This window comes from Stenotrophomonas sp. 10L48 (genome assembly GCF_056395105.1).
In genome coordinates this window covers 325,939-345,818 of sequence record NZ_JBFTIX010000002.1, presented here as the reverse complement: position 1 = coordinate 345,818, position 19,880 = coordinate 325,939, and the positions used below count along the sequence as shown (strand labels likewise).

The 19,880-nt window shown below is 65.3% G+C and carries 19 protein-coding genes and 1 pseudogene; 4 read left to right on the top strand and 16 right to left on the bottom strand.

Annotated features, from left to right (window positions below; genetic code table 11):
- From AC1DCU_RS04980 to AC1DCU_RS04945, 8 genes are all read right to left on the bottom strand, one after another.
- Complete coding sequence (locus tag AC1DCU_RS04980) at window positions 1-1,410, bottom strand: sugar porter family MFS transporter (protein ID WP_442252324.1); 1,410 nt, start codon at window positions 1,408-1,410, stop codon at window positions 1-3.
- Between the two features lie 47 nt (window positions 1,411-1,457).
- Window positions 1,458-2,792, bottom strand: coding sequence for a xylose isomerase (gene xylA / locus AC1DCU_RS04975; RefSeq protein WP_025877150.1), 1,335 nt, complete (start codon window positions 2,790-2,792; stop codon window positions 1,458-1,460).
- A gap of 43 nt (window positions 2,793-2,835) precedes the next feature.
- Window positions 2,836-4,329, bottom strand: coding sequence for a xylulokinase (gene xylB / locus AC1DCU_RS04970; protein ID WP_442252326.1), 1,494 nt, complete (start codon window positions 4,327-4,329; stop codon window positions 2,836-2,838).
- 64 nt (window positions 4,330-4,393) lie between these two features.
- Complete coding sequence (locus AC1DCU_RS04965; RefSeq protein WP_442252327.1) at window positions 4,394-5,923, bottom strand: tryptophan halogenase family protein; 1,530 nt, start codon at window positions 5,921-5,923, stop codon at window positions 4,394-4,396.
- A 13-nt stretch (window positions 5,924-5,936) separates the two neighbouring features.
- Window positions 5,937-6,938: a cupin-like domain-containing protein gene (locus AC1DCU_RS04960; protein ID WP_442252328.1), complete on the bottom strand. Its 1,002-nt coding sequence runs from the start codon at window positions 6,936-6,938 to the stop codon at window positions 5,937-5,939.
- Between the two features lie 21 nt (window positions 6,939-6,959).
- Window positions 6,960-7,718: a SapC family protein gene (locus tag AC1DCU_RS04955; protein WP_223495106.1), complete on the bottom strand. Its 759-nt coding sequence runs from the start codon at window positions 7,716-7,718 to the stop codon at window positions 6,960-6,962.
- A 65-nt stretch (window positions 7,719-7,783) separates the two neighbouring features.
- Window positions 7,784-10,915, bottom strand: coding sequence for a TonB-dependent receptor (locus AC1DCU_RS04950; protein WP_478013503.1), 3,132 nt, complete (start codon window positions 10,913-10,915; stop codon window positions 7,784-7,786).
- A 267-nt stretch (window positions 10,916-11,182) separates the two neighbouring features.
- Window positions 11,183-11,305 (bottom strand): hypothetical protein, encoded by a 123-nt coding sequence (locus tag AC1DCU_RS04945; RefSeq protein WP_258954267.1) that lies wholly within the window; start codon window positions 11,303-11,305, stop codon window positions 11,183-11,185.
- Between the two features lie 15 nt (window positions 11,306-11,320).
- Between AC1DCU_RS04945 and AC1DCU_RS04940 the strand changes: the two genes are divergently transcribed.
- Window positions 11,321-12,358 (top strand): LacI family DNA-binding transcriptional regulator, encoded by a 1,038-nt coding sequence (locus tag AC1DCU_RS04940; protein WP_442251117.1) that lies wholly within the window; start codon window positions 11,321-11,323, stop codon window positions 12,356-12,358.
- A gap of 24 nt (window positions 12,359-12,382) precedes the next feature.
- On the opposite strand, the gene arsN2 is transcribed toward AC1DCU_RS04940, so the two are convergent.
- The 3 genes from arsN2 to AC1DCU_RS04925 form a co-directional block, all read right to left on the bottom strand.
- Window positions 12,383-12,799 (bottom strand): arsenic resistance N-acetyltransferase ArsN2, encoded by a 417-nt coding sequence (arsN2, locus tag AC1DCU_RS04935; RefSeq protein ID WP_442251122.1) that lies wholly within the window; start codon window positions 12,797-12,799, stop codon window positions 12,383-12,385.
- A 61-nt stretch (window positions 12,800-12,860) separates the two neighbouring features.
- Complete coding sequence (locus AC1DCU_RS04930; protein ID WP_442251121.1) at window positions 12,861-13,244, bottom strand: Rap1a/Tai family immunity protein; 384 nt, start codon at window positions 13,242-13,244, stop codon at window positions 12,861-12,863.
- An 81-nt stretch (window positions 13,245-13,325) separates the two neighbouring features.
- On the bottom strand, window positions 13,326-13,976 hold the full coding sequence (locus AC1DCU_RS04925) for a hypothetical protein (RefSeq protein ID WP_312965701.1): 651 nt from the start codon (window positions 13,974-13,976) through the stop codon (window positions 13,326-13,328).
- Window positions 13,977-14,117: 141 nt separating this feature from the next.
- On the opposite strand from AC1DCU_RS04925, the gene AC1DCU_RS04920 reads away from it, so the two are divergent.
- Entirely contained in the window at window positions 14,118-14,396 is a 279-nt protein-coding gene (locus AC1DCU_RS04920; RefSeq protein WP_033832140.1) for a hypothetical protein, read from the top strand.
- A 79-nt stretch (window positions 14,397-14,475) separates the two neighbouring features.
- Here AC1DCU_RS04920 and AC1DCU_RS04915 read toward each other — a convergent pair whose 3' ends face one another.
- Both AC1DCU_RS04915 and AC1DCU_RS04910 read right to left on the bottom strand, forming a co-directional pair.
- A complete protein-coding gene (locus tag AC1DCU_RS04915; RefSeq protein WP_263928844.1) occupies window positions 14,476-14,823 on the bottom strand; it encodes an RcnB family protein in 348 nt (115 codons plus the stop codon).
- 336 nt (window positions 14,824-15,159) lie between these two features.
- The gene (locus tag AC1DCU_RS04910; RefSeq protein ID WP_442251116.1) at window positions 15,160-15,705 is read right to left on the bottom strand and encodes an NADPH-dependent FMN reductase; all 546 of its coding nucleotides are present in this window, start codon (window positions 15,703-15,705) and stop codon (window positions 15,160-15,162) included.
- Between the two features lie 123 nt (window positions 15,706-15,828).
- Here AC1DCU_RS04910 and AC1DCU_RS04905 point away from each other — a divergent pair.
- A pseudogene (locus AC1DCU_RS04905) lies at window positions 15,829-16,236 on the top strand (response regulator transcription factor); the annotation flags it as partial.
- On the top strand, window positions 16,187-16,669 hold the full coding sequence (locus AC1DCU_RS04900; RefSeq protein WP_442251115.1) for a sulfatase-like hydrolase/transferase: 483 nt from the start codon (window positions 16,187-16,189) through the stop codon (window positions 16,667-16,669). The pseudogene AC1DCU_RS04905 and the gene AC1DCU_RS04900, both read left to right, overlap by 50 nt.
- Here AC1DCU_RS04900 and AC1DCU_RS04895 read toward each other — a convergent pair.
- From AC1DCU_RS04895 to fabF, 3 genes are all read right to left on the bottom strand, one after another.
- Complete coding sequence (locus AC1DCU_RS04895; RefSeq protein ID WP_442251114.1) at window positions 16,621-17,808, bottom strand: serine hydrolase domain-containing protein; 1,188 nt, start codon at window positions 17,806-17,808, stop codon at window positions 16,621-16,623. The genes AC1DCU_RS04900 and AC1DCU_RS04895 overlap by 49 nt on opposite strands.
- A gap of 169 nt (window positions 17,809-17,977) precedes the next feature.
- Window positions 17,978-18,589 (bottom strand): TetR/AcrR family transcriptional regulator, encoded by a 612-nt coding sequence (locus AC1DCU_RS04890; RefSeq protein ID WP_442251113.1) that lies wholly within the window; start codon window positions 18,587-18,589, stop codon window positions 17,978-17,980.
- A gap of 2 nt (window positions 18,590-18,591) precedes the next feature.
- Window positions 18,592-19,869 (bottom strand): beta-ketoacyl-ACP synthase II, encoded by a 1,278-nt coding sequence (gene fabF, locus AC1DCU_RS04885; RefSeq protein WP_478013501.1) that lies wholly within the window; start codon window positions 19,867-19,869, stop codon window positions 18,592-18,594.
- Window positions 19,870-19,880 lie beyond the last annotated feature (11 nt).

Below are 19,880 nucleotides of genomic sequence, written 5' to 3'. Positions count from 1 at the left end.
TCATCCTTCCATCTGCTCCAGTTCCTTGCCCTTGGTTTCGTGCACGTGCCTGAGCACGAAGAACACCGAAATGACCGCCGCCACCAGATAGATGCTGTACGTGGCTGCCAGCCCGGTGGCGGCCAGCAGAATCGGGAAGGTCACGGTGACGGCGAAATTGGCGGTCCACTGCGCCGCACCGGCCACCGCCAGGCCCGAACCGCGGATCTGATTGGGGAACATCTCGCCCAGCATCACCCACATCACCGGGCCCCACGAGATGTTGAAGAACACGACATAGGCATTGGCCGCCACCAGCGCCAGCGTGCCCATGCCCGCAGGCAGCTGCAGGTGCGTATCGACCAGCGAGCCGCTGGCGAATGCGGCCACCAGCAGTGCCAGTGACACCGCCATGCCGGCCGAGCCAACCCACAGCAATGGCTTGCGCCCGATGCGATCGATCAGCAGCACGGTGACGATGCAGGCGCCGATGCTGAGCGCACCGGACAGCACATTGATCAGCAGCGCGTCGTTCTCGGAGAAGCCGACGGCCTGCCAGAGCACGGCACCGTAGTAGAACACCACGTTGATGCCGACCAGCTGCTGGAAGGTGGCCAGGCCGATGCCGACCCAGACAATCGGGCGGATCCTGCCGGTGGCCTTGTTACGCAGGTCCGACAGCCGCGGCCGATGGTGGTCGGTCGACAGCGAAGCGTCGATCTCGGCAAGCTTCGCCTGCGCCTCGACACCGCCGTACAGCCGCGCAAGCACCTGCAGCGCCTCGTCCTTGCGGCGCTTCACCATCAGGTAGCGCGGGCTTTCCGGAATGGTCAGCAGCAGTGCCAGGAACAGCAGCGAGGGCACGGCCTGCATCCAGAACATCCAGCGCCACGCCGCGTGCCCGCCCCACAGTGCCTCGGTGGACGCACCGGCGGTGGCCGCCAGCAGATAGTTGGACAGGAACGCGACGGTCAGCCCGCTGATGATGGCGATCTGCTGGACCGTGGCGAGCCGGCCACGGTAGCGCGCCGGCGCGACTTCGGCGATGTAGGCCGGGGAGATGACACTGGCGGCCCCCACCGCAAAGCCCCCCAACACCCGCGCGACGATGAACATCGCCGAGGAGGATGCGGCGCCAGCGCCGATCGCCGACAGCAGGAACAACACTGCCGAGACGATCAGCACGTTGCGGCGGCCGAGACGGTCGGCCAGCCGGCCGGCGCTGAAGGCACCCACGGCGCAGCCCAGCAACATCGAGGCGATCTCGAACCCCTGCATCCACTCGCCGGATCTGAACGCCTGGTGCAGGCCGTCCTGGGTGCCGTTGATCACGCCGCTGTCGAACCCGAACAGGAATCCGCCAATCGTCGCCACCACGCTGATCAATACGATCAGCCGGGTGTTCTCTCCACCGCTCATTGCCTGCTGCATTGCTGTGCCCCTCCCCGGTTCGGTGTCATCGATGCGAGCCGCTGTGCTCAACGCAGCAGGTACTGGTTGATCAGGTTCTCGTAGCGCTCCTGCTTGCCGCTGATCTGCCTGGGCTCGCCGCCCTTGGCACCCAGCGCAGCCAGCTCTGCGAGACTCAGCGCGCCGCCCGCGAAGTCCTTGCCGGCACCACTGTCGAAGCTGGCGTAACGCTCCTTGCGCCACTGCTCCAGCGGCGAGTCGTTCAGCAGCGCATGGGCCACTTCCAGCCCGCGGGCGAAGGCATCCATGCCGCCGACGTGGGCAATGAACAGATCTTCCAGGTCGGTCGATTCACGGCGCACCTTGGCGTCGAAGTTCAAGCCGCCTTCCAGACCGCCCTGGCGCAGCACCACCAGCATCGCGCCCACGGTGTCGTACAGGTCGGTGGGGAACTGGTCGGTATCCCAGCCGTTCTGGGCGTTGCCGCGGTTGGCGTCGATGCTGCCGAGCAGGCCGTGGTCCGAGGCGACCTGCAGATCGTGTTCGAAGGTGTGGCCGGACAGCGTCGCGTGGTTGGCCTCGATGTTGAGCTTGAAATCCTTGTCCAGGCCATGTTCCTTCAGGAACCCCACCACGGTGGCGCTGTCGAAGTCGTACTGGTGCTTCATCGGTTCCATCGGCTTGGGCTCGATCAGGAAGTTGCCCTTCAGGCCGATGCTGCGGCCATGGTCGCGCGCCATGGTCAGGAACCGCGCGAGGTGGTCGACTTCGCGCTTCATCTGGGTATTGGCCAGCGCGGCATAGCCTTCGCGGCCGCCCCAGAACACGTAATGCTCGCCGCCCAGTTCAACGGTGGCCTCCAGCGCCGCCTTTACCTGCACGGCGGCACGCGCCACCACAGCGAAATCCGGGTTGGTGGACGCACCGTTCATGTAGCGCGGGTGCGAGAACAGGTTGGCCGTGCCCCACAGCAGCTTCATGCCGGTTGCATCCTGGCGCGCCTTGGCCAGGCCCACCATGTGCTTCAGGTTCTTTTCGTACTGCCCGACATCCTCGGCGTCCGGCGCCAGGTCGATATCGTGGAAACACCAGTACGGCACGCCCAGCTTGGTGAAGAACTCGAATGCCGCGTCCACCTTCGCCTCGGCGGTCGCCATCGGCGAGCCGGCCTCCCAGGGGAAATGACGGGTACCCGGACCGAACGGATCATGCCCGGCATTGCAGAAGGTGTGCCAGTAACAGACTGCAAAGCGCAGATGTTCCTGCATGGTCCTGCCGCCGATGACCTTGTCCGCGTCGTAGACCTTGAACGCGAGCGGGTTGTCCGAGCCCCGGCCTTCGAAGGGAATGCGGCCGATGCCGGGGAAGTACTCCTTGGCGCCGATGAAAGGTTGCGTGCTCATGGTGCGTCTTCCTGTCGTTGTGCGAGGTGTCGCGGAAAGGAGATCAGCCGCGGTACAGCGGCGTGATGGCGTCGAGATGTCGAAGGAAACGGGCGTAGGCCGTGGCGTAGGCTTCGGCGCGCGCCGTGTCCGGGCGTGCCGAACGCAGCGGGTCAAGCGCAACGTGGCGGTCGGCGACGTCGGCGATGGAGGCGGCATCGCCGCGGCCGTGGCCCAATGCCCACAGGGCCTGCAATGCCGCACCGAATGCCGCGCCTTCGGACTGGGCCGGCACGTCCACCGGCAGGCCGAACACATCGGTCACCAGTTGCCGCCACTGCGCGCTGTTGCTGCCGCCGCCGGTCAGCACGATGCGTTCGAACTGCATGCCCGCGCCGACGAATGCGTCGTAGCCATACTTCAGGGCGTAGGTGGCCCCTTCCATGGCCGCGCGGTAGATGTGCGCCGGCGTCATGTTGGTCGTGTCCAGGCCCGCCAGCACCCCCTTGCCCTGCGGCAGGTCCGGCGTGCGTTCGCCGTTGAGGAACGGCAGCATCACCAGGCCGTCGGCACCGGGCGGCGTGGCCTGCAGGTGCCGGTCGCCCTCGCGGCTGCTGAAGCCGAAGGCGTCAGCGACCTGTCCGGTCACTACGGTGCAGTTCATCGTGCAGATCAGCGGCAGCCAGCCGCCGGTCGACGAGCAGAACGCGGCCCATGCCCCGCCCGGGTCGACCACGGGCGTGTCCGAGAAGGCAAACAGGGTGCCGGACGTACCCAGGCTCATCACCAGACGACCGGGTACGACGCAGCCGGTACCCACGGCCGCCATCATGTTGTCGCCACCGCCGACGGCCACCTTCACCGATGCGGGAAGGCCCAACGCCTCCGCCGCGGCGGGGGTGATGCCGAACATCTCTTCGGGCGCGGCGATGCGCGGCAGGCAGTCGGCGAGATCGCGCTGCGGATCGGTCGCGTGCAGCAGCTCGGCCGACCAGGTTCGGGTGCGCACATCCAGCCAGCCGGTGCCCGACGCATCGCCGTATTCGCAGAAGCGCTCGCCGGTCAACACGAAATTGAGGTAATCGTGCGGCAGCAGGATGGTGGCAAGCCGCGCGTAGGCGTCGGGCCGGTGCGTTTTCGTCCACGGCAGCTTGGAGGCGGTGTAACCGGCGAGCACCGGGTTGCCGGCCAACGCGATGGTGCGCGCCGTGCCGCCTGCGGCGTCCATGATCTGCACGCATTCGGCCGAGGTGCTGGTGTCGCACCACAGCTTGGCCGGTGCCAGCACCTCCCCGGCCGCATCGACCGGCACGAACCCATGCTGCTGTCCTGAGACTGCCAGCGCGGCAATCCGGGAGCGCACCGCCGGATCGATCGCAGCAAAGCAGGCGTGCAGTGCCGTCACCCAATCGGCCGGCCGCTGTTCCCGGCTGCCGTCTGCAGCGCTGGTCAGCTGCAATGGCGCGCTGGCGCTGGCCACGAGACTGCGCCCTTCAGGGTCGTAGACGACCACCTTCAGGCTTTGCGTACCAGCGTCGATTCCCGCAACCAATTCCATTCACTGCACCCCGTAGTGGTTTGAAGGTAGCGCTACCAATTCGATGCAACAGCGCGCACTGCGGCTACGCCACGGCCCTGCCCCTTTGCCATGCGTCCGGCGCCGCCTTGCAGTAGCGCTCGATGAACTCTGCCTGCGTCGGCATCTTCGCCACCGTTTCCTGCACTGGCTGCCGGATGCGATGCAACAGGGTGCGCAGGTCCGCATCGCCGATGGCCCGCGCAAGCGGGTGCGGCGGTCCGGGCTGGATGCCCTGGCCCATCAGGACGCTGGTCCAGGAGTCGACCCGGAACAGCTCGCCAGGGTCCTGCCAGGCATGGGCCCGCTCGCGCCACGCGCGCAGGCGGAGCTGCAGCGATTCAGGCAGCGCCATCTCGCGGCAGGCCTTCCACATCGGCTCGTCGCGCTGGTTGGCGTGGTAATGCAGGATGATGAAATCGCGCACGTGCTCCATCTCCTGGCGGCTCACGTCGTTGTACAGCGCCACCAGCGAAGGGGTGATGCCGTCGGATGGGAACAGCTGGATCAGGCGCACCACGGCGCTGATGGTCAGGTGGATGCTGGTCGATTCCAGCGGCTCGATGAAGCCACTGGCCAGCCCGAGCGCCACCACGTTCCTGTTCCAGGCCTGCAACCGGCGCCCGCTGCGGAACGGCACCAGCCACGGGTCGCGCAGGGGCTGTCCGTCGACATCACGCAGCAGCTTGGCCTGCGCCTCGTCATCGGACATGTGGCGGCTGGAGAAGACCAGCCCGCAGCCGACCCGGTGCTGCAGCGCGATGTGCCAGCGCCACCCGGCCTCGTGCGCGATGGCACGGGTGTAGGGCACCGGCGGCGCGGGCGAGTCGGTCTGCACGGCAACGGCGCGATCACTGGGCAACCATTCGTTCCAGTCTTCATAGCCGGTATGCAGGGTCTGCTCGGTCAACAGGCCGCGGAAGCCGGTGCAGTCGATGAACAGATCGCCTTCGATGACCTGCCCGTCGTCCAGCACCAGCGACGCAACCGAGCCGTCATGGGGATGCTGGCGGACTTCGCGGATCTTGCCTTCCACCCGCCGCAGGCCGTTTGCTTCGGCCTTGCCGCGCAGGAACCTGGCATAGAGCCCGGCGTCGAAATGGTAGGCGTAGTTGACCTGGGGTTGGGTCTGCAGCGAGAACCTGTCGGCCAGGGAAGCGGCGCTTTCCAGGCAGAAGTCGCCCAGCTCGGAGTGCATGCCGCGGCGCAGGCTGTCCAGCCAGAAGTGATGGAACGGCGTGGCCCAGGTGCCCTGCCCGATCGTGCCGAAAGGATGGATGAAGCGTTCACCGGGGCGACGCCAGTTCTCGAACGAGATCGACAGCTTGAACGTGCCGGCGACCGCACGCAGGAACTCCTGCTCATCGATCTGCAGGAAACGGTGGAACGTGCGGATGGGCGGCACGGTGGATTCGCCCACACCCACGGTACCGATCTGCTCGGACTCCACCAGGGTGATGTCCAGCTGTTGGCGGAACTGGTGCGCCAGTGCGCAGCCGGCCAGCCAGCCGGCGGTGCCGCCACCGGCGATCACCACTCTCCGGATCGGCCCTTGTGTAGTGTCCGCAGCGTTCAATGCGATGCTCCCATCAGCGGTTGAGTCGACCCAGCAGCTGGGCGCGCATGCGCCGCGCCTGCGTCTCGTCGAACGGTGCCAGCTCACCCCGGGCCGCTTCGGGCAGGTGTTGCCCTGCCTGCTCGCCGGGACCAAACACGTAGTACTGGAAGATCTTTGCCCACGCCTGCTTCTCGCGCGCCGGTAGATCGCGCAGGGCCCACATCGCATGCTGCAGCGCCGGCAGGGGTGAGCCGAGATAGCCAGGCGCACTGCGCCACCAGTAGTTCACCAGCACGTTGAACGGTTCAAGGCTGCGCACGTGGTGCCACCACAGGCCTGGGATGAAGATGGCATCACCGGGCTCAAGCGTGGCGGTCTGCGCGCTTGCCAGGGCATCACGGAAGCGCGGATGGCGGTCGAAATCCGGCTGGTCGAAATCCACCACGCTGACCACCTGCCCACCCGGGGTGGGCTCCATCGGCCCCGGGTAGAGGTTGTCGATCTGCTCCGGCGGAAACAGGGTGAAGCGGCGCCGGCCCACCGCGCAGCACGCCAGGTTGTCCGGAATGTCGTAATGGCAGGAAGCCGTCACCCGGTTGCCGACCCAGATGCTGGCCGAAGCATCGATGCCCTGCCCCGCCAGTCCGGCGTCGTTGTGCTGGGCGAACCCAGGCAGCGCACGCGCGATCAGCAGCGAAGCGACGTAATAGGTGGGCGGGCTCGGCGAATCGAGGTGGTCGGCGATTGCGTCCAGCACCTCTGTCAGCAGGCCACGCCGGACCTCGAAGTTCAAGCGGGTGAAGTCCGCGTTGTAGAACGGACGCCCTTCGATCTGGGGGCCGCCGAAGGAATAGGGAACAGGCACGCCTGCTTCGAACCCGCGCAGGTAGGCCATGGCCTCCTGCAGGGAACGCGACCCGGCCTGCACCAATGCCCAGTCGCGCGCGATGCCGCGCAGCACCACTGGCTCGCCGGCTGCCACCAGCGCCTGCAGCGGCAGCGCCGTGGAATCCAGGCCTTCCAGTGTGCGCATGGCGACGCCGTCCAGCACCGGTCAGTTCCTGCCGCCCGCGACGGCGGTATCCGCTGCGCGCAGGCGTCGCTGCTTCTCGGCGATCAGGCGGCGCATGTTGTGCAGCGATGCCAGCATCAGATAGGCGCCCTCCAGGTAGCCGGCGCGGTTGAGTTCGGCCAGCGCCGCACCCTCCAGCAGCGCGAGGCGGTCACGGTCGACCGCATGCAGGCCGTTGACGCCGACCCGATGCTCCGCGTCGATCCGCACATCCAGCGTGATCGGTTGGATCAACCCTTTCGCGTCAAGCGTGGCGAACATGTCCGCGGCAAAGGCATGGCCGTCGTGGATGCCGCGCAGCACCCCGGCGATATGGTCCAGATAGGGCGAGTTACCGCCCTGTGGCAGGAACACCGGCTCGCCGTGCATTGCGGTCACACGCGGATGATCCAGATCCACGTGCAACACCGCTTCCCGGGTAAGCGCACCATCGATGTGGCCTTCCTGGAAACCGATCAGGAATGGCCCTTTCGCCGCGGCGCCGGGCAGGTAGGAGGCGTTCCAGCGACCGTCCTGCAGGAACAGGTTCTCGTGCTGTTCGAACCCCAGCAGGGCCACCGCCTGCCAGCCGCCCGTGGCGGGGTCCCTGCGCAGGAAGATGGGATATTCCCGCTGCAGTTCGGCGAACTCGCTCGGATAGGCCGGCACCATGCCCACCGCGTCGCCGAACTCGGCGCCGAAGCCGGTGGCCACACGCAGGTCCCGATGGGCAATGTTGTTGAGCATTTCGTAACGCGACATGGTGTTGTCCAATCCGTCAGCAGCCCGGAACGGGTGCCGCTGCCGTGGCAGCGGCACCCCACGGTTCAGAACCTGTAACGCACGCCCAGCATGTAACGCGGGCTCTGGTCGGCCAGCTTCACGATCATCTGCGAGGTGCGCGAACGCCAGCGCACATCCTCACCGGTCAGGTTGATCGCCTCCAGGCCAAACGACCAGTGGTCATCCAGGGTGTAGTTCACGCTGAGATCCCACTGTTCGTACGCCTCCACATAGTACGGATTGCGGCTGGCTCCCTGGTTGGCCAGGATCAGGTACTGGTCACGCCAGTTCCACGCCAGTCGTACCGACCAACCGTACTTCTCGTACATCAGCATCGCATTGGCCGTGTCGCTCAGTCCCGTGAGCGAGAACTGGTCGATGCCCGGGTCGCCTGCGTTGTTGAAGCCCACATCGCCATTGACCAGGGTGTAGTTGGCCAGGATGCCGAAGCCGGTATCGCCGAAGAAGTATTGCCCACCCAGTTCCCAGCCGTGGAGCTTGGCCTTGTTCTGGTTGATGGGACGATTGACGTTGAACTGGTACAGCGGATCGCCGGCCGTACCGTACAGGTCGTAGGCTGCTTCAGTGGCCAGCACCTGGGCGTCGGTACCGTTGTAGGCGCCCAACCCGGCGGGATTGTTGCGCAGCAGGGCCAGGGCGGTGAACAGCGAGGTGTCATTGGCCGAGCACGCCGCTGCATTGGCAGCGCCGACCTGTGTGACGCAGGCACCGCTGGTGAGGAACGCCAGCGCCGCCTGCGCATCCGGACCGGCGGTAGGATCGCGCAGGCCGTACAGATTCTCCTGGACAATGGTGTTGCCGACGAAATTGTCGACCGATTTGTTCCAGTAGGTCAGCGAGACGTAGCTCGCATCGGCGAAGTACCACTCCAGCGCCAGATCCAGGTTGTCCGATTCCAGCGGTTTCAGCTGCGGGTTCTGTGCGGTGCCGCTGGCCCGCGAGGACGGGTCGATGAGGACCGAGCCGAACGGTTGCTGGGCGGTCGGGCCGGCATACAGGTTGCCGATCGGCGCGCGTGCGATGCTCTTGCCGAATGAGACACGCCCCTTCAGGTCCTCACGAAGATCGATGCTGAAGTCCAGATTGGGCAGGATGTAGCTGTAGCTGTTCTTCTCGGTGAACGGCTGTTGTTCGTCGGACAACACCACGCGGAAGTCATTGTTGGATTGCCACTCGATGGCTTCCGGGATGGCGATGTTCGAGGTGGAGACAACATCGGTGGTTTCATAGCGCACACCCAGGCGGGTATTGGTACGCATGCCGCCCAGCTCACCATCCAGCTCCACCTGGAAGTAGGCCGACTTCGTCTTCTCTTCCACCAGGTTATCGGCGGCGCGCTGCGGGCTCACGCCGAGATTGGCGCCATAGTTGTCCGCCGCCCACTGCGCAAGGCGACCGGCATCGCCGCGCCAGGCCGTGAAGCTGTTGGCATTGAAGTCGTTGAACAGGCCGACGATGTTGACCGGCTGCAGCAGGTCCATCAGCCCGTTGGCAACATCCACGTCAACGTTGGCCACGCCCCAATCGCCCAGGGTGTTGTAATTCTCCGCTGCCTGGATGCGGTGGGTGGTCTGCTTGCTCGAGTCCACGCCAAACTGGAAGCGCCCCTTGTCGAAGCTCCACTCACCGTCGACACGCCCCTGCTTGATCTCGCTGATCTGGGTCTGCGAGTTGATGCGCAATACCTGCGAACCGATCTCGCCCGGCGCGAAACCCGGATTGACCACGCCGTTGGTGTTGGCGATGGCATCGGCCGTGCTCGGGTACCAGACCTGGGTGCCCACCGGCAGGCCGCTGTTGAAGACCATTTCCTGCACCCATGACCCACCGCAATGCGGTCCGGCGGTGCAGTTGTTGGTACCGGCGATGCTGCTGAAGATGGAGCCGCCACCAGTGAGCGGATCGTTCGGGCGGCTTTCGTTCTTCGAGTTGTGCGCATCGAAGCTGAGCTTGAAGCGGTCGGTCACATTCCAGACCGCGTTCAGGCCGAGCGAACCCAGCTTGTACTTCTGCATGCTGCGCTGCTGCTCAAGGCCGAAATCCTTGGTGCCGGCGATTTCACGGATGTAGATCGGCGTGGCAACCGCACCGCTGGTATCGAATTCGACGTCGGTGTAGTTGCTGTTCTGCAGCCACATGCCCTGCTCGCCACGATTTTCAGTGATCTCGTTGGTCGAATAGGTGTAATCCAGGGTCAAGGTCACCGCATCGGTCGGCGCGAACTGCAGCACGGCCTGGCCGTTGATGCGCTCACGCTCGAATTCGGAGAAGGCATAGCGCAGGTCGTTCGGCCGCGCATACAGCGCACCGATCGCCGGCGCATTGACCACCCTCGGGTTGCCCGGCATCGCGCCGGTCCACGGCTGCACGTTCCAGTAGTTGTCGGTGGCCTGCACCGAACCGCCCTTGCGTTTCTGGTAGCTGGCGCTCACGCCCACGCCGAAGGTCTTGTCGGGATTGGCGTAACTGAAAATGCCGGACAGTTCCGGCGTCAGGTCGTCGCCGAACGGCTGGCTGCGGTCGGAGACGGCCTTCGCCCCGGCACTGGCGACGATGCCCTCGTGGTCGAACGGCCGGGAGGTCAGGATGTTGATGGTGGCACCGATGCCACCGCTGGGGACATTGGCCTGGCTGGTCTTGTAGACCTCGATGCCATTGATGGCTTCAGCGGCCAGCTGGGCGAAGTTGAAGGCACGGGTGCCGCCGTCGACACCACCGATGGCGACCTGCCCCGACGCACCGAACGCATCGGCGCCGGGCATCTGCCGCCCGTTGAGCGTCACCATGTTGAACTGAGGGCCGAAACCACGCGCCGTTACCTGTGCGCCCTCACCATCACGGCGCTCGATCGAGATGCCGGTGATGCGCTGCAGGGATTCGGCCAGGTTGGTATCGGGGAACTTGCCGATGTCCTCCGCACTGATCGCATCCACCACGCCGGCCGAATCACGCTTGATGTCCATGGCCTGGCTGAGGCTGTTGCGGATGCCGGTGACCTGCACGGTGTCCAGCTGTGTCGGGCTGGGCGGATTCTGCTGCCCGGCGACGGGTGCCGGTGTTGACGCCTCTTGTGCGAATGCGGGGTTGATGACCAGGACGCCACCGACAAAGGTGAACATGGCCCTGGAAGTGAACTTCGCCAGCGTCCGGCTCATCGACGAGCCCTCCGGCCTGGGGTACGACGGAAAGTAGCAGCGCTCATGACTCTCCCCTCTGACATACGATCGAATGGATGTACCGCCCCTCCTGGGGGCACGTACGGGCGACGCCCGTCTTCCACACCGAACATCGCAGTGCGCTTTGCACCCACTGCGACTCAAACTCGCTTTCAGACTTGCCGGAACAGCCGCGCGGTAAAGGGGGGGCATCCGCTGGCCTTACACCGGCCCAGTGGTAGCGCTACCATCGCGTCACGGCGCAGACTACTCATCCGCAATCGCGCTTGTCATCATGCAGCGCAGCAAAGGAATCCAGCCTTGAAAAACGGCCATAAAGCGGTCCGTCGAAAAGCAAGCGCCATCACCATCGATGACGTCGCTGCCCATGCCGGTGTTTCCGCCATGACGGTGTCACGCGTCATCAACGGCCATGCCGGGGTACGCGAAGGCAACCGCGAACGCGTCCTGCGCAGCGTACTGGCGCTGGACTACCGGCCCAACCCTGCTGCCTCCGCCCTGGCTGCGGCGCAGCACACCTGCATCGCCCTGATCTACACCAACCCCAGCTCCAGCTACCTGCGCGAACTGCTGGTCGGCGCGCTGCGCGGTTCCACCCGGTCGGCGGCGCAGCTGGTCATCGCTGCCTGGGATGAGCTGGGCGCCCCGGCGCGTCGCGAGGCGGCACGGCAACTCGCCACCACCGTGGCAGGCGTGATTCTTCCGCCGCCGCTGTGTGAATCGAAGGACATCGTCGAGGTATTCGTCAACGCGGGCATTCCCGTCGTCTCCATCGCCTCCAGCCGCTTCAGCGACAGGATCTCCTGCGTGCGCATCGACGACCGCCAGGCCAGCCATGACATGGTGTCGCACCTCATCGCCCACGGGCATACCCGCATCGGCTATATCAAGGGCGACCCGAACCAGACCGCCAGCGCGCACCGCTGGCAGGGCTACCGGGATGCACTGGCCAATGCCGGCATCGGCTACGACGACGCGCTCGTGCAACCCGGCTGCTTCACCTACCGTTCCGGACTGGAGGCAGCCGAACGGCTGCTGGCCCAGGTCCCGCCACCCAGTGCGATCTTCGCCAGCAACGATGACATGGCATCGGCGGTTGTTTCAGTGGCCCACCGCCGCGGCCTGCAGGTGCCGGGGGATCTTTCGGTGGTGGGCTTCGACGATACCTCCGCCGCGACCATGGTGTGGCCGGAACTGACCACCATCCATCAGCCGGTCGCAGAGATGGCGGACAACGCGATAGACATCCTGCTGCGGGAAATGCGCCGCCCCTCCTCTTCAAGGCGCGCCACCGTCAACCACGTACTTGCGCATCAGTTGATCACGCGCGCCTCGGTATCGACACCGCCGCTGTCCTCTGCACGCCGTGCATCCCGGATCGCAACGCGGCAGGCGCCGGACATCGATGGACAAGGGGGCTGAAGCACCCGCCGGGTCCCGGCCGGCCTACAGCCGACGCATCATCAGCTGGGCCGAGCCTGGGCACAGTTCGCTGAACTGCGTCGACGTAGCGATGAATCCCGGTGCTGCATCACGCGCGACACGCTCATAGCCAAGCTGCTCGAAGAACGGTGCTGCCGTGGTCGTGAGAAGGAACACGGTCCTGCCACCCGCCGCCTTGGCATGCTGCTGCAGTTCCACCACCAGTTGCCGCCCCAGGCCCCTGCCCTGCGACATCGGCTGGATCGCCAACGAGCGCAGGAGCACGACGTCGCGGCTCGATTCATAGCCCACGCAACCGAGCAGCTCTCCATTCAACGACGCTGCCAGAAAGGTGATCGGCCTGCCTGCACGCAGATCCTCCGTAGGCAGGCCGCTGGTCTCCAGCAGGGCCAGCACGTCGGCAGACAACGCTGTCTCCATCACTCGCATGCGGCAGCTCTCGCTTTGTTCCGGCCAGGCGACCTGCAGCGGCGACAGGGGCTCATCGCCCACTCCGCGCGGCGTGGGCGCGGTCGCTGGTAGACGCCGCCTGCTGGCAGGGAAGCGCAGTCTCCAGCGCTTCAATGACCAGAGATGCGGCATCCTGATGCAGTCGTTCGGCGGGTAGCTGCCGGATGTGCGAAGACACACGGTCGACCAGTTCATGGGGGAGAATATGTCCCTGGCCACACCACTGCCCTCGGCCTGTATCCGCAACGCCCTGGATGTAGGCGCCCGCGCGGGCGCTCGCCAGGTTCCGGCACTGATCGCCGCTGCAGAATCCGTCTTCACCCCTGCCCTGCAGGAGCTTGGCCAACTCTGCTCCGCTCACGAACCAGGTGCGCGTGACCGGCGATGTCTGCGCCAGCGCAGATCCGGCCAGCATGCAGAAGCAGAGCACAAGGGCGCCGGGCAAGCAGCGTGCTCTCCTGCTGACTGGATCCCTGCGGGTGCCTGTGCTTGTCATCTAGTTCTCCTGGGCCGCATGGCCGCGCTCCTGGATACGGTCGAACTGATTGCGTGGAGTGAACTGCGGGTCGTCCGCTCCGTCCAGCATGAACTCGACCATTGCATCGAAGGTCGCAGCGGTCTCGCCGGCCTGCGCCGGCGTCATGAAGCCCGAATCGCCCTTGCCGGCGAGGTGGACCGCGGCAACCGTCTCCCGCTCACCGTCCTCGGCCCATAGGTAGTCGTGCACCAGTGCCACGCCGTGCTCGCCAGGCTCAAGGAAATCGGCGGCGCCCCGCGCCATCGCCAGGAACACGACCAGATCATAGAGGTTCTCGGAATACGTCAGTGACCCTGCAACGAAGTACGCCCCGGCCCGATCGTAGGCCGCAACCTTGATGTTCTCCGCCTGCGCCGATTCCAGGAGGGCGGCCAACGCGGCGCGATTGTCCGCATGCCGGGCCAGCATTGCAGTGCAATCGGAGAGGAATTCACCCAGCTCCACATCACTGGACGCAGCCAGATCGACGCCGCCGGGCAGGCGCCACCGGCCGGCGATGGATCGCCAGTCATCCCACCTCGATGCTGCAGGCACCGGGGCCGCCAACCAGCGTGCAAGACGCTCGCGCGGCAGCTGCAGCCTGAGCAGGGCCGAATAGGGTTCGGACATGGCTCGCGCCCATTCTCTGATCTTCGACAGCTTGGCTTGTACCAAACAACATCAGCCAAGCCAACTGCCGCCAGCGGGCACGTGCTGTTAACGCTCCCGCATTATGCTGACCGCCTCATTGGACTTCCGCGAGGTGCACCCTTGACCAAGCTGCATACCCTGATGATCGCCGGCTGCCTGTCTGCCTTCAGCCCCTTGGCCCTGGCTGAAACCGTGAACCTGACCAACAGCGCCGACGGTGCCAACCGCGAGGCCGGCATTGCCGCGGTCAAGAAAAAACTCCACGACGCGTGTACCGATCGCAAGGGCTCGCCCGACGCAGCGTCGTTCGAAGTGGTCTTTGAGAAGACCAGCGACAACCCGAACGTACCCAAGCCGTATTACGTGGACGGCAAGATGAAGTGCGAGTTGCCGGGGTGAGAGCGCGATGTCACCGGCGGCCGTGCCGCCATTACCCCCGCGGCGGCTGCGCGCCGCCCGGGGGCTCGTGCCGGAATCCCTAGCGACGCAAGGCGTCGATGATCACGCCGGTGGCGATCTCCACCAGCAGGTATTCCGTATCCGACTGCCGCACCCACCGCTGACCGCGGCCGGGATCGCGCAGACGGTAATGCGCGTAGTCGTCCACCCAGTAGCGGCGGTCAACCTCGGCCCAGGGCAAGCGGTCACCGCGGCGCCATGCCTTTTTCTGCCAGCCCGGCGGGGGTGCGTCGCGGTTGTGGGGGCCGCCTGCGTGGGGCGGCGGTCCGTTGCCACGTGCATGGTGCGGCGGATCGGCCCAGGCAGGGGTAGCCACCAGGGTGATTGCAGCGCCCAGGGCAATGCCAAGCAAATGTCCGGTTTTCATGGGAATGCTCCCGGTCCAGCCGCGGTATGCGGTGTTGTGACCCGGAATATAGGGCAGCGCCTGTGAATGAATCCGTGCGCCCGACCGGACCCGATGGGCGCCCGCAAACCCGCGTTCAGCAATGCGGCGCCCTCACCCTCATTGCCGGCGACATGTACAGCGTCTGCAGGCGCTGGGGGCCCAATGGCCAGCTGTGGACGCTGCCGCAGTTCGTGGACGCTGCAGGCTATTCCCATCTGCACCCCTGTGACCCGCTGACGCCGCAAGCGCATGGCCGGGCCTTGCGGACGCACGGTGCGTGTCCGGACGGCCCTTGTCAGCAGGCCGCGCTATCGATCATGCGCGATCACCCTGCGGTCGGCCGCAGTAGCGGGCGAATTCCTGAAGAAAGGCCTCTGCCGGCGCGCGATTGACCGGTTGTCTTACAGCACTGGCAATGGCCTCCGGCTCCATCTTCATGAAAGGAAAGCGCAGGAACAGTTCCTCGTTGAAGCGGGAACTGATGGTCGACAGCACAAGCCGGAGAGACGCGAGCATGTCGTCGCCGCGATGCGAGGCGTGCACCAAGGCGATGGGCTTTGCAACCACAAGGTCGCCCGATACCAGCCAATCCATGGCGTTCTTCAGGCCGCCGGGAATGCCTCTTGCGTACTCGGGGCTTGAAATCAGGATGCCATCGCTGGCTTCAATGCAGTGCTTGAAGCGCACGACGCTGTCATGCAAGGGCAGATCTTCAAGGTCGGGAGAGAAAACGGGAAGTCCGCCGAGATCGGCGCAGGTCGTCAGCTCGATATCCGGCGGCGCGATTTCTTCCAGCGCCCTCAGCAATGCGGTGTTGGTGGACAGCCGGCGTGCACTACCGGATATGGCAAGGATCTTCATCCTGGCACGCTATCACAGCCGCCTGTCGCCGCGCCCGGCGATGGCCTGCAGCACCTCCCCGCACTTGGCAAACCACAGGTGATCGTCCAAAGTCCGGTGCTCATGCACGGATGCACGTAGCCAATGACACGACTGCTCATCATTGAAGACAACCCCGAGCTGGTTGCCAACCTTTACGCGTTCTTCGAGCCACTGGGCTACGTACTTGACGACGCACGGGATGGTGCCAGCGGCCTGCGCAGGGCAACGCAGAATGATTACGATGCCATCCTGCTGGACCTGATGCTGCCCCGTCTTGATGGCATGGCACTGTGCCAGACACTCCGCGAGAAGTTCCAGAACCCGGTTCCGATCCTGATGCTGACCGCCCGTGATCCGGTGGAAGACCGCGTGCAGGGGCTCGCGCTGGGTGCGGATGATTACCTGGTCAAGCCCTTTTCCCTGAAGGAGCTGGACGCGCGCATCAAGGCGCTGGTCCGCCGTGCCCAGGGCCGGCAGGTGCAGAGCGTGCTGGCTGACCAACACCTACGACAATACGCTGGTCTATACCGACCGGCTGCTGGGCAAGGCCATCGACCTGCTGCAGACCTATTCGGAGCAGCGTGACGTTGCACTGATCTATGTCTCCGATCACGGCGAGTCGCTTGGCGAGCGCGGCCTGCATCTGCACGGAACGCCCTACTTCATTGCGCCACGCGAGCAGACCCAGGTGCCGATGGTGATGTGGTTCTCCCCGGGCTTTGCAACCCATGCCCGCCTTGATCTGGCTGCCTGCGCCATGCTGCGGGCACCGGATCCTACAGCCACGACAATCTCTTCCACTCCCTGCTGGGACTGTTCGCTATCAGCAGCGGTATCTACCAGCCGGGACTGGATGTGTTCGCGAGCTGCCGCATTCCCTAGCGTACTGGCCGGTCACAGCGTCTCTGCCAGCCGCAGTACATCCATGGGAAACGCGGCGTAATCGTCGAGCGGGGCGCTGTGGCTCTCCCGCCGTTGAATCTGCCTTACCGCCACCACGCCCTTGTCGGGAACAATGACCAGGTGCTGGCCGAGATAGCCGTTGGCGGCGTATGCCACTACCGGCCCTCGGTCGATGTCGAAGATGTCGCCGAGCTTCAGTCCACGCCCAGTGATTTCCGCAGCGTAGCGCTGTGGCCAGCTCGGTCCCAGCCGTTCGGCCAGGAAGCTGATCAGCGCTGACTTGCTGTCAAATACCTGGCCGTCGGCGGCCAGCAGCGCGTCCAGCATCACGGCATCCATGCTGCGAGCGCTCAGAAGCGTGGCTGCACCGGCCTTCAATCGGTAGTGCTCCCATGCGGGGATGCGCCACCACAACAGGCCGACGTCGGGGGAACGCGCGCTTTCGGCGGTCATCAACGCTACCGAGCGTTCGCTCAGCAACCGCTTGCCGTCCGGGGTGACGCCGCCGTCCAGCATCAATCGTCCGATCGCTGCAAGATCAACCGCCGACAACGACAGTCCGGCCATGCCCATGGGCGTCCCGGCCTGGTCCTTCATCCATGCATGGCCGGTGATGCCAAGCGGCTTGAACAACCGTTCGTCCAGATAGACATCCAGTGGCTTGCCGGCAAGCCGCTGCACGATGTCCGGCAGAAGATTGGTCGCCTTGTTGTTGTAGGCGAAGGTGGTGCCTGGATCGCTGGACACCTCGGCCGCCAGCGCCAGCTTCACCAGATCCGGCGCGCCCTCCAGTTCCACCCCCGCGTTGGCCACGTTCTGCAGGCCGGAGGTGTGGTCCATCAACATCCGGATCGTGATGTCCCGCTTCCTGCCCTGGCGCCATTCCGGGTACACCGTGCTGACCGGTTCGTCGATGGATGCGAGCTTGCCGTCATCGAGCAGCAGCCCGATGGCCAGGGCGACGACGGACTTGGTCGCCGACATCAGGTGGATGCGGTCTTCACCGGCTGCCGGCGCGATCTGCAGCAGCACCCCGCGCCCGCTTTCAATGTAGACCGCGTCGGAATGCGCGTTGCGGGCATTCCGCTCTATCGCTGCCAAGGCATCAGGCGTGTTGGCTGCGGCCGCAAACGGGCGTAGCGCCAGGAAGAACAGGCAGGCAAGCAGAGGTGCTCTCATGGCAGGATCCTTCAATGGACACAGAGATAATGACTACATTTGTAGTCAATCTGCAGTGCATGAAGTCATGCTTCCTGGACTGAAATCGAGCGTGCGCTGAATGCCTGGTCGGGCCATGGCGAAAGCCGGATGGCCTTGAGGCGTCGACTCAATGTTCCCGGGGAGTCTTTCAGGCCTCCGGCAGCGTCATCCCATAGGCGCGCATGAAGAGCCCCACGGTTGCTTCACTCCCGGACACGGGCATCGCCCCATGAGGCAGGCCATGTTCTGTGAGGATGAGCCTGAGGAACTTCTCACTGTCACCCGGGTGGCTCGAGCGGACCGGGGCGCTCGCCATCGCTCGTGTCGCAAGGTCCAGATACGGTTCCAGTTTCGTGCTCCAGTGTTCCATGTAGACATCACGTGCATGATCAGAACGCGACAGCGTCCGGCAGAAGGCCTGGCATGGCGGGTCCGCTGCCAACCGTTCGATGCCGCCACTGATGCGCATCAGCACATCACCAAGATCCATTGCTCCGTGCGGGTCGAGCCGGGCATCCGGTATCGATGCCAGATGGCCGTCCATGACCGCCTTGTAGAGCCGCGCCTTGTCACGATAGTGCGCATAGATCGTGGCCTTGGTGACGCCACAGACCTCGGCAATACGCTTCATCGTCGCGTTCTCGAACCCTTCTTCAGCAAACACAGTGCCGGCGGCATCCAGCATCCAGCGCCGGCTCAACGCCCGTGCACCTTCCCAGCGCAGGGCGGTTTTGCTTGGGAAGCCGCTGGAGGCAGCCACGCTCACATGCGCCTGAACAGTGCACTGGCATTGACGCCGCCAAAACCAAATCCATTGGTCAACGCGAACTCGATGCCAGCCTTGCGCGGCACGCCGGCGACGATCGAAAGCCCTTCGGCCAACGGATCGGGGCGGCCGAGGTTGAGTGTCGCTGGTGCGACCTGATCGCGCAAAGCAAGCACGGTAAAGATGGCTTCGATGCCGCCAGCTGCCCCGAGCAGGTGCCCGGTGCTGGACTTGGTGGCAGAGATCAGAAGATCTGGGCGGGCACCGAACAGGGCACGCATGGCCGCAAGCTCTGCCCGATCCCCCACCTGGGTCGAGGTTGCGTGCGCGTTGATGTGGTCGACCTGCCCGGCGGCAATGCCCGCCTGCGCCAGCGCGATCTCCATCGCCCTGCGCGCACCACTGCCGTCGTCGGGGCCCGCAGTCAGATGATACGCATCGGAGGTGGTGCCGTAGCCGACCAGCTCGGCCAGCGGGGTGGCGCCACGCGCCAGCGCATGATCCAGCCGCTCGATCACCAGCAGCCCTGCCCCTTCGGACATGACGAAGCCGTCCCGCTGCTCATCAAACGGCCGGGACGCTGCCTGTGGCGTGTCGTTGAACGACGTGCTCAGTGCCTTGGCCGCCGCAAAGCCGCCCAGGCTGACCCGATGCATCGCAGCTTCCGCGCCACCACACAGTGCAATGTCCGCATCGCCGGACCGGATGAGGCGCGCCGCATCACCAATGGCTTGGACGCCCGCCGCGCATGCCGTGACGGGTGCGCTCTGCGGCCCCTTGAACCCGTACCGGATCGACGCCTGCCCTGCCGCCATATTGGCCAGGAAGGTAGGCGCAGTGAAAGGCGACAACCGGCCAGGCCCACGGCTTTCGGTGGTGTGCACCGCATTGACGATGGATCCAAAGCCACCGATCCCCGTCGCAATCACGGTCGCCGTTCGCAGCAGGCCACGCTCATCAGCCTCACGCCACCCGGCCTGCGCAAGCGCTTCGTGGGCGGCTACCAGCGCAAACTCGACAAACCGGTCCATCTTCTTCAGATCTTTCGGCGCGATGATGTCGCTGGAGTCGAAGCCCGCCTCAGGATCCTGCACCCGGTCGGGCACGCGGCCGCCTACGTCGCAGCCCGTTCCGGCGGAAAGCGCATCGCCCAGCGGGCCAATTCCGGAACGTCCCGCCAGCAGGCGCGACCACACCGTTTCCACGCCGCAGCCCAGCGGGCTCACCACACCCATTCCGGTCACTACGATGCGATCTTTGTCGGCAATGTTCATGACTCACTTCC

What these genes read in the sequence shown, in the direction of transcription:
- AC1DCU_RS04980 (WP_442252324.1), bottom strand. Translation starts at nt 1,410, where the DNA reads ATGCAGCAGGCAATGAGCGGTGGAGAGAACACCCGGCTGATCGTATTG.
- xylA (WP_025877150.1), bottom strand. Translation starts at nt 2,792, where the DNA reads ATGAGCACGCAACCTTTCATCGGCGCCAAGGAGTACTTCCCCGGCATC.
- xylB (WP_442252326.1), bottom strand. Translation starts at nt 4,329, where the DNA reads ATGGAATTGGTTGCGGGAATCGACGCTGGTACGCAAAGCCTGAAGGTG.
- AC1DCU_RS04960 (WP_442252328.1), bottom strand. Translation starts at nt 6,938, where the DNA reads ATGCGCACACTGGAAGGCCTGGATTCCACGGCGCTGCCGCTGCAGGCG.
- AC1DCU_RS04955 (WP_223495106.1), bottom strand. Translation starts at nt 7,718, where the DNA reads ATGTCGCGTTACGAAATGCTCAACAACATTGCCCATCGGGACCTGCGT.
- AC1DCU_RS04950 (WP_478013503.1), bottom strand. Translation starts at nt 10,915, where the DNA reads ATGAGCCGGACGCTGGCGAAGTTCACTTCCAGGGCCATGTTCACCTTT.
- AC1DCU_RS04945 (WP_258954267.1), bottom strand. Translation starts at nt 11,305, where the DNA reads ATGGGCAGCGACGTCATCGATGGTGATGGCGCTTGCTTTTCGACGGAC.
- AC1DCU_RS04940 (WP_442251117.1), top strand. Translation starts at nt 11,321, where the DNA reads ATGACGGTGTCACGCGTCATCAACGGCCATGCCGGGGTACGCGAAGGC.
- arsN2 (WP_442251122.1), bottom strand. Translation starts at nt 12,799, where the DNA reads ATGGAGACAGCGTTGTCTGCCGACGTGCTGGCCCTGCTGGAGACCAGC.
- AC1DCU_RS04930 (WP_442251121.1), bottom strand. Translation starts at nt 13,244, where the DNA reads ATGCTGGCCGGATCTGCGCTGGCGCAGACATCGCCGGTCACGCGCACC.
- AC1DCU_RS04925 (WP_312965701.1), bottom strand. Translation starts at nt 13,976, where the DNA reads ATGTCCGAACCCTATTCGGCCCTGCTCAGGCTGCAGCTGCCGCGCGAG.
- AC1DCU_RS04915 (WP_263928844.1), bottom strand. Translation starts at nt 14,823, where the DNA reads ATGAAAACCGGACATTTGCTTGGCATTGCCCTGGGCGCTGCAATCACC.
- AC1DCU_RS04910 (WP_442251116.1), bottom strand. Translation starts at nt 15,705, where the DNA reads ATGAAGATCCTTGCCATATCCGGTAGTGCACGCCGGCTGTCCACCAAC.
- AC1DCU_RS04895 (WP_442251114.1), bottom strand. Translation starts at nt 17,808, where the DNA reads ATGAGAGCACCTCTGCTTGCCTGCCTGTTCTTCCTGGCGCTACGCCCG.
- fabF (WP_478013501.1), bottom strand. Translation starts at nt 19,869, where the DNA reads ATGAACATTGCCGACAAAGATCGCATCGTAGTGACCGGAATGGGTGTG.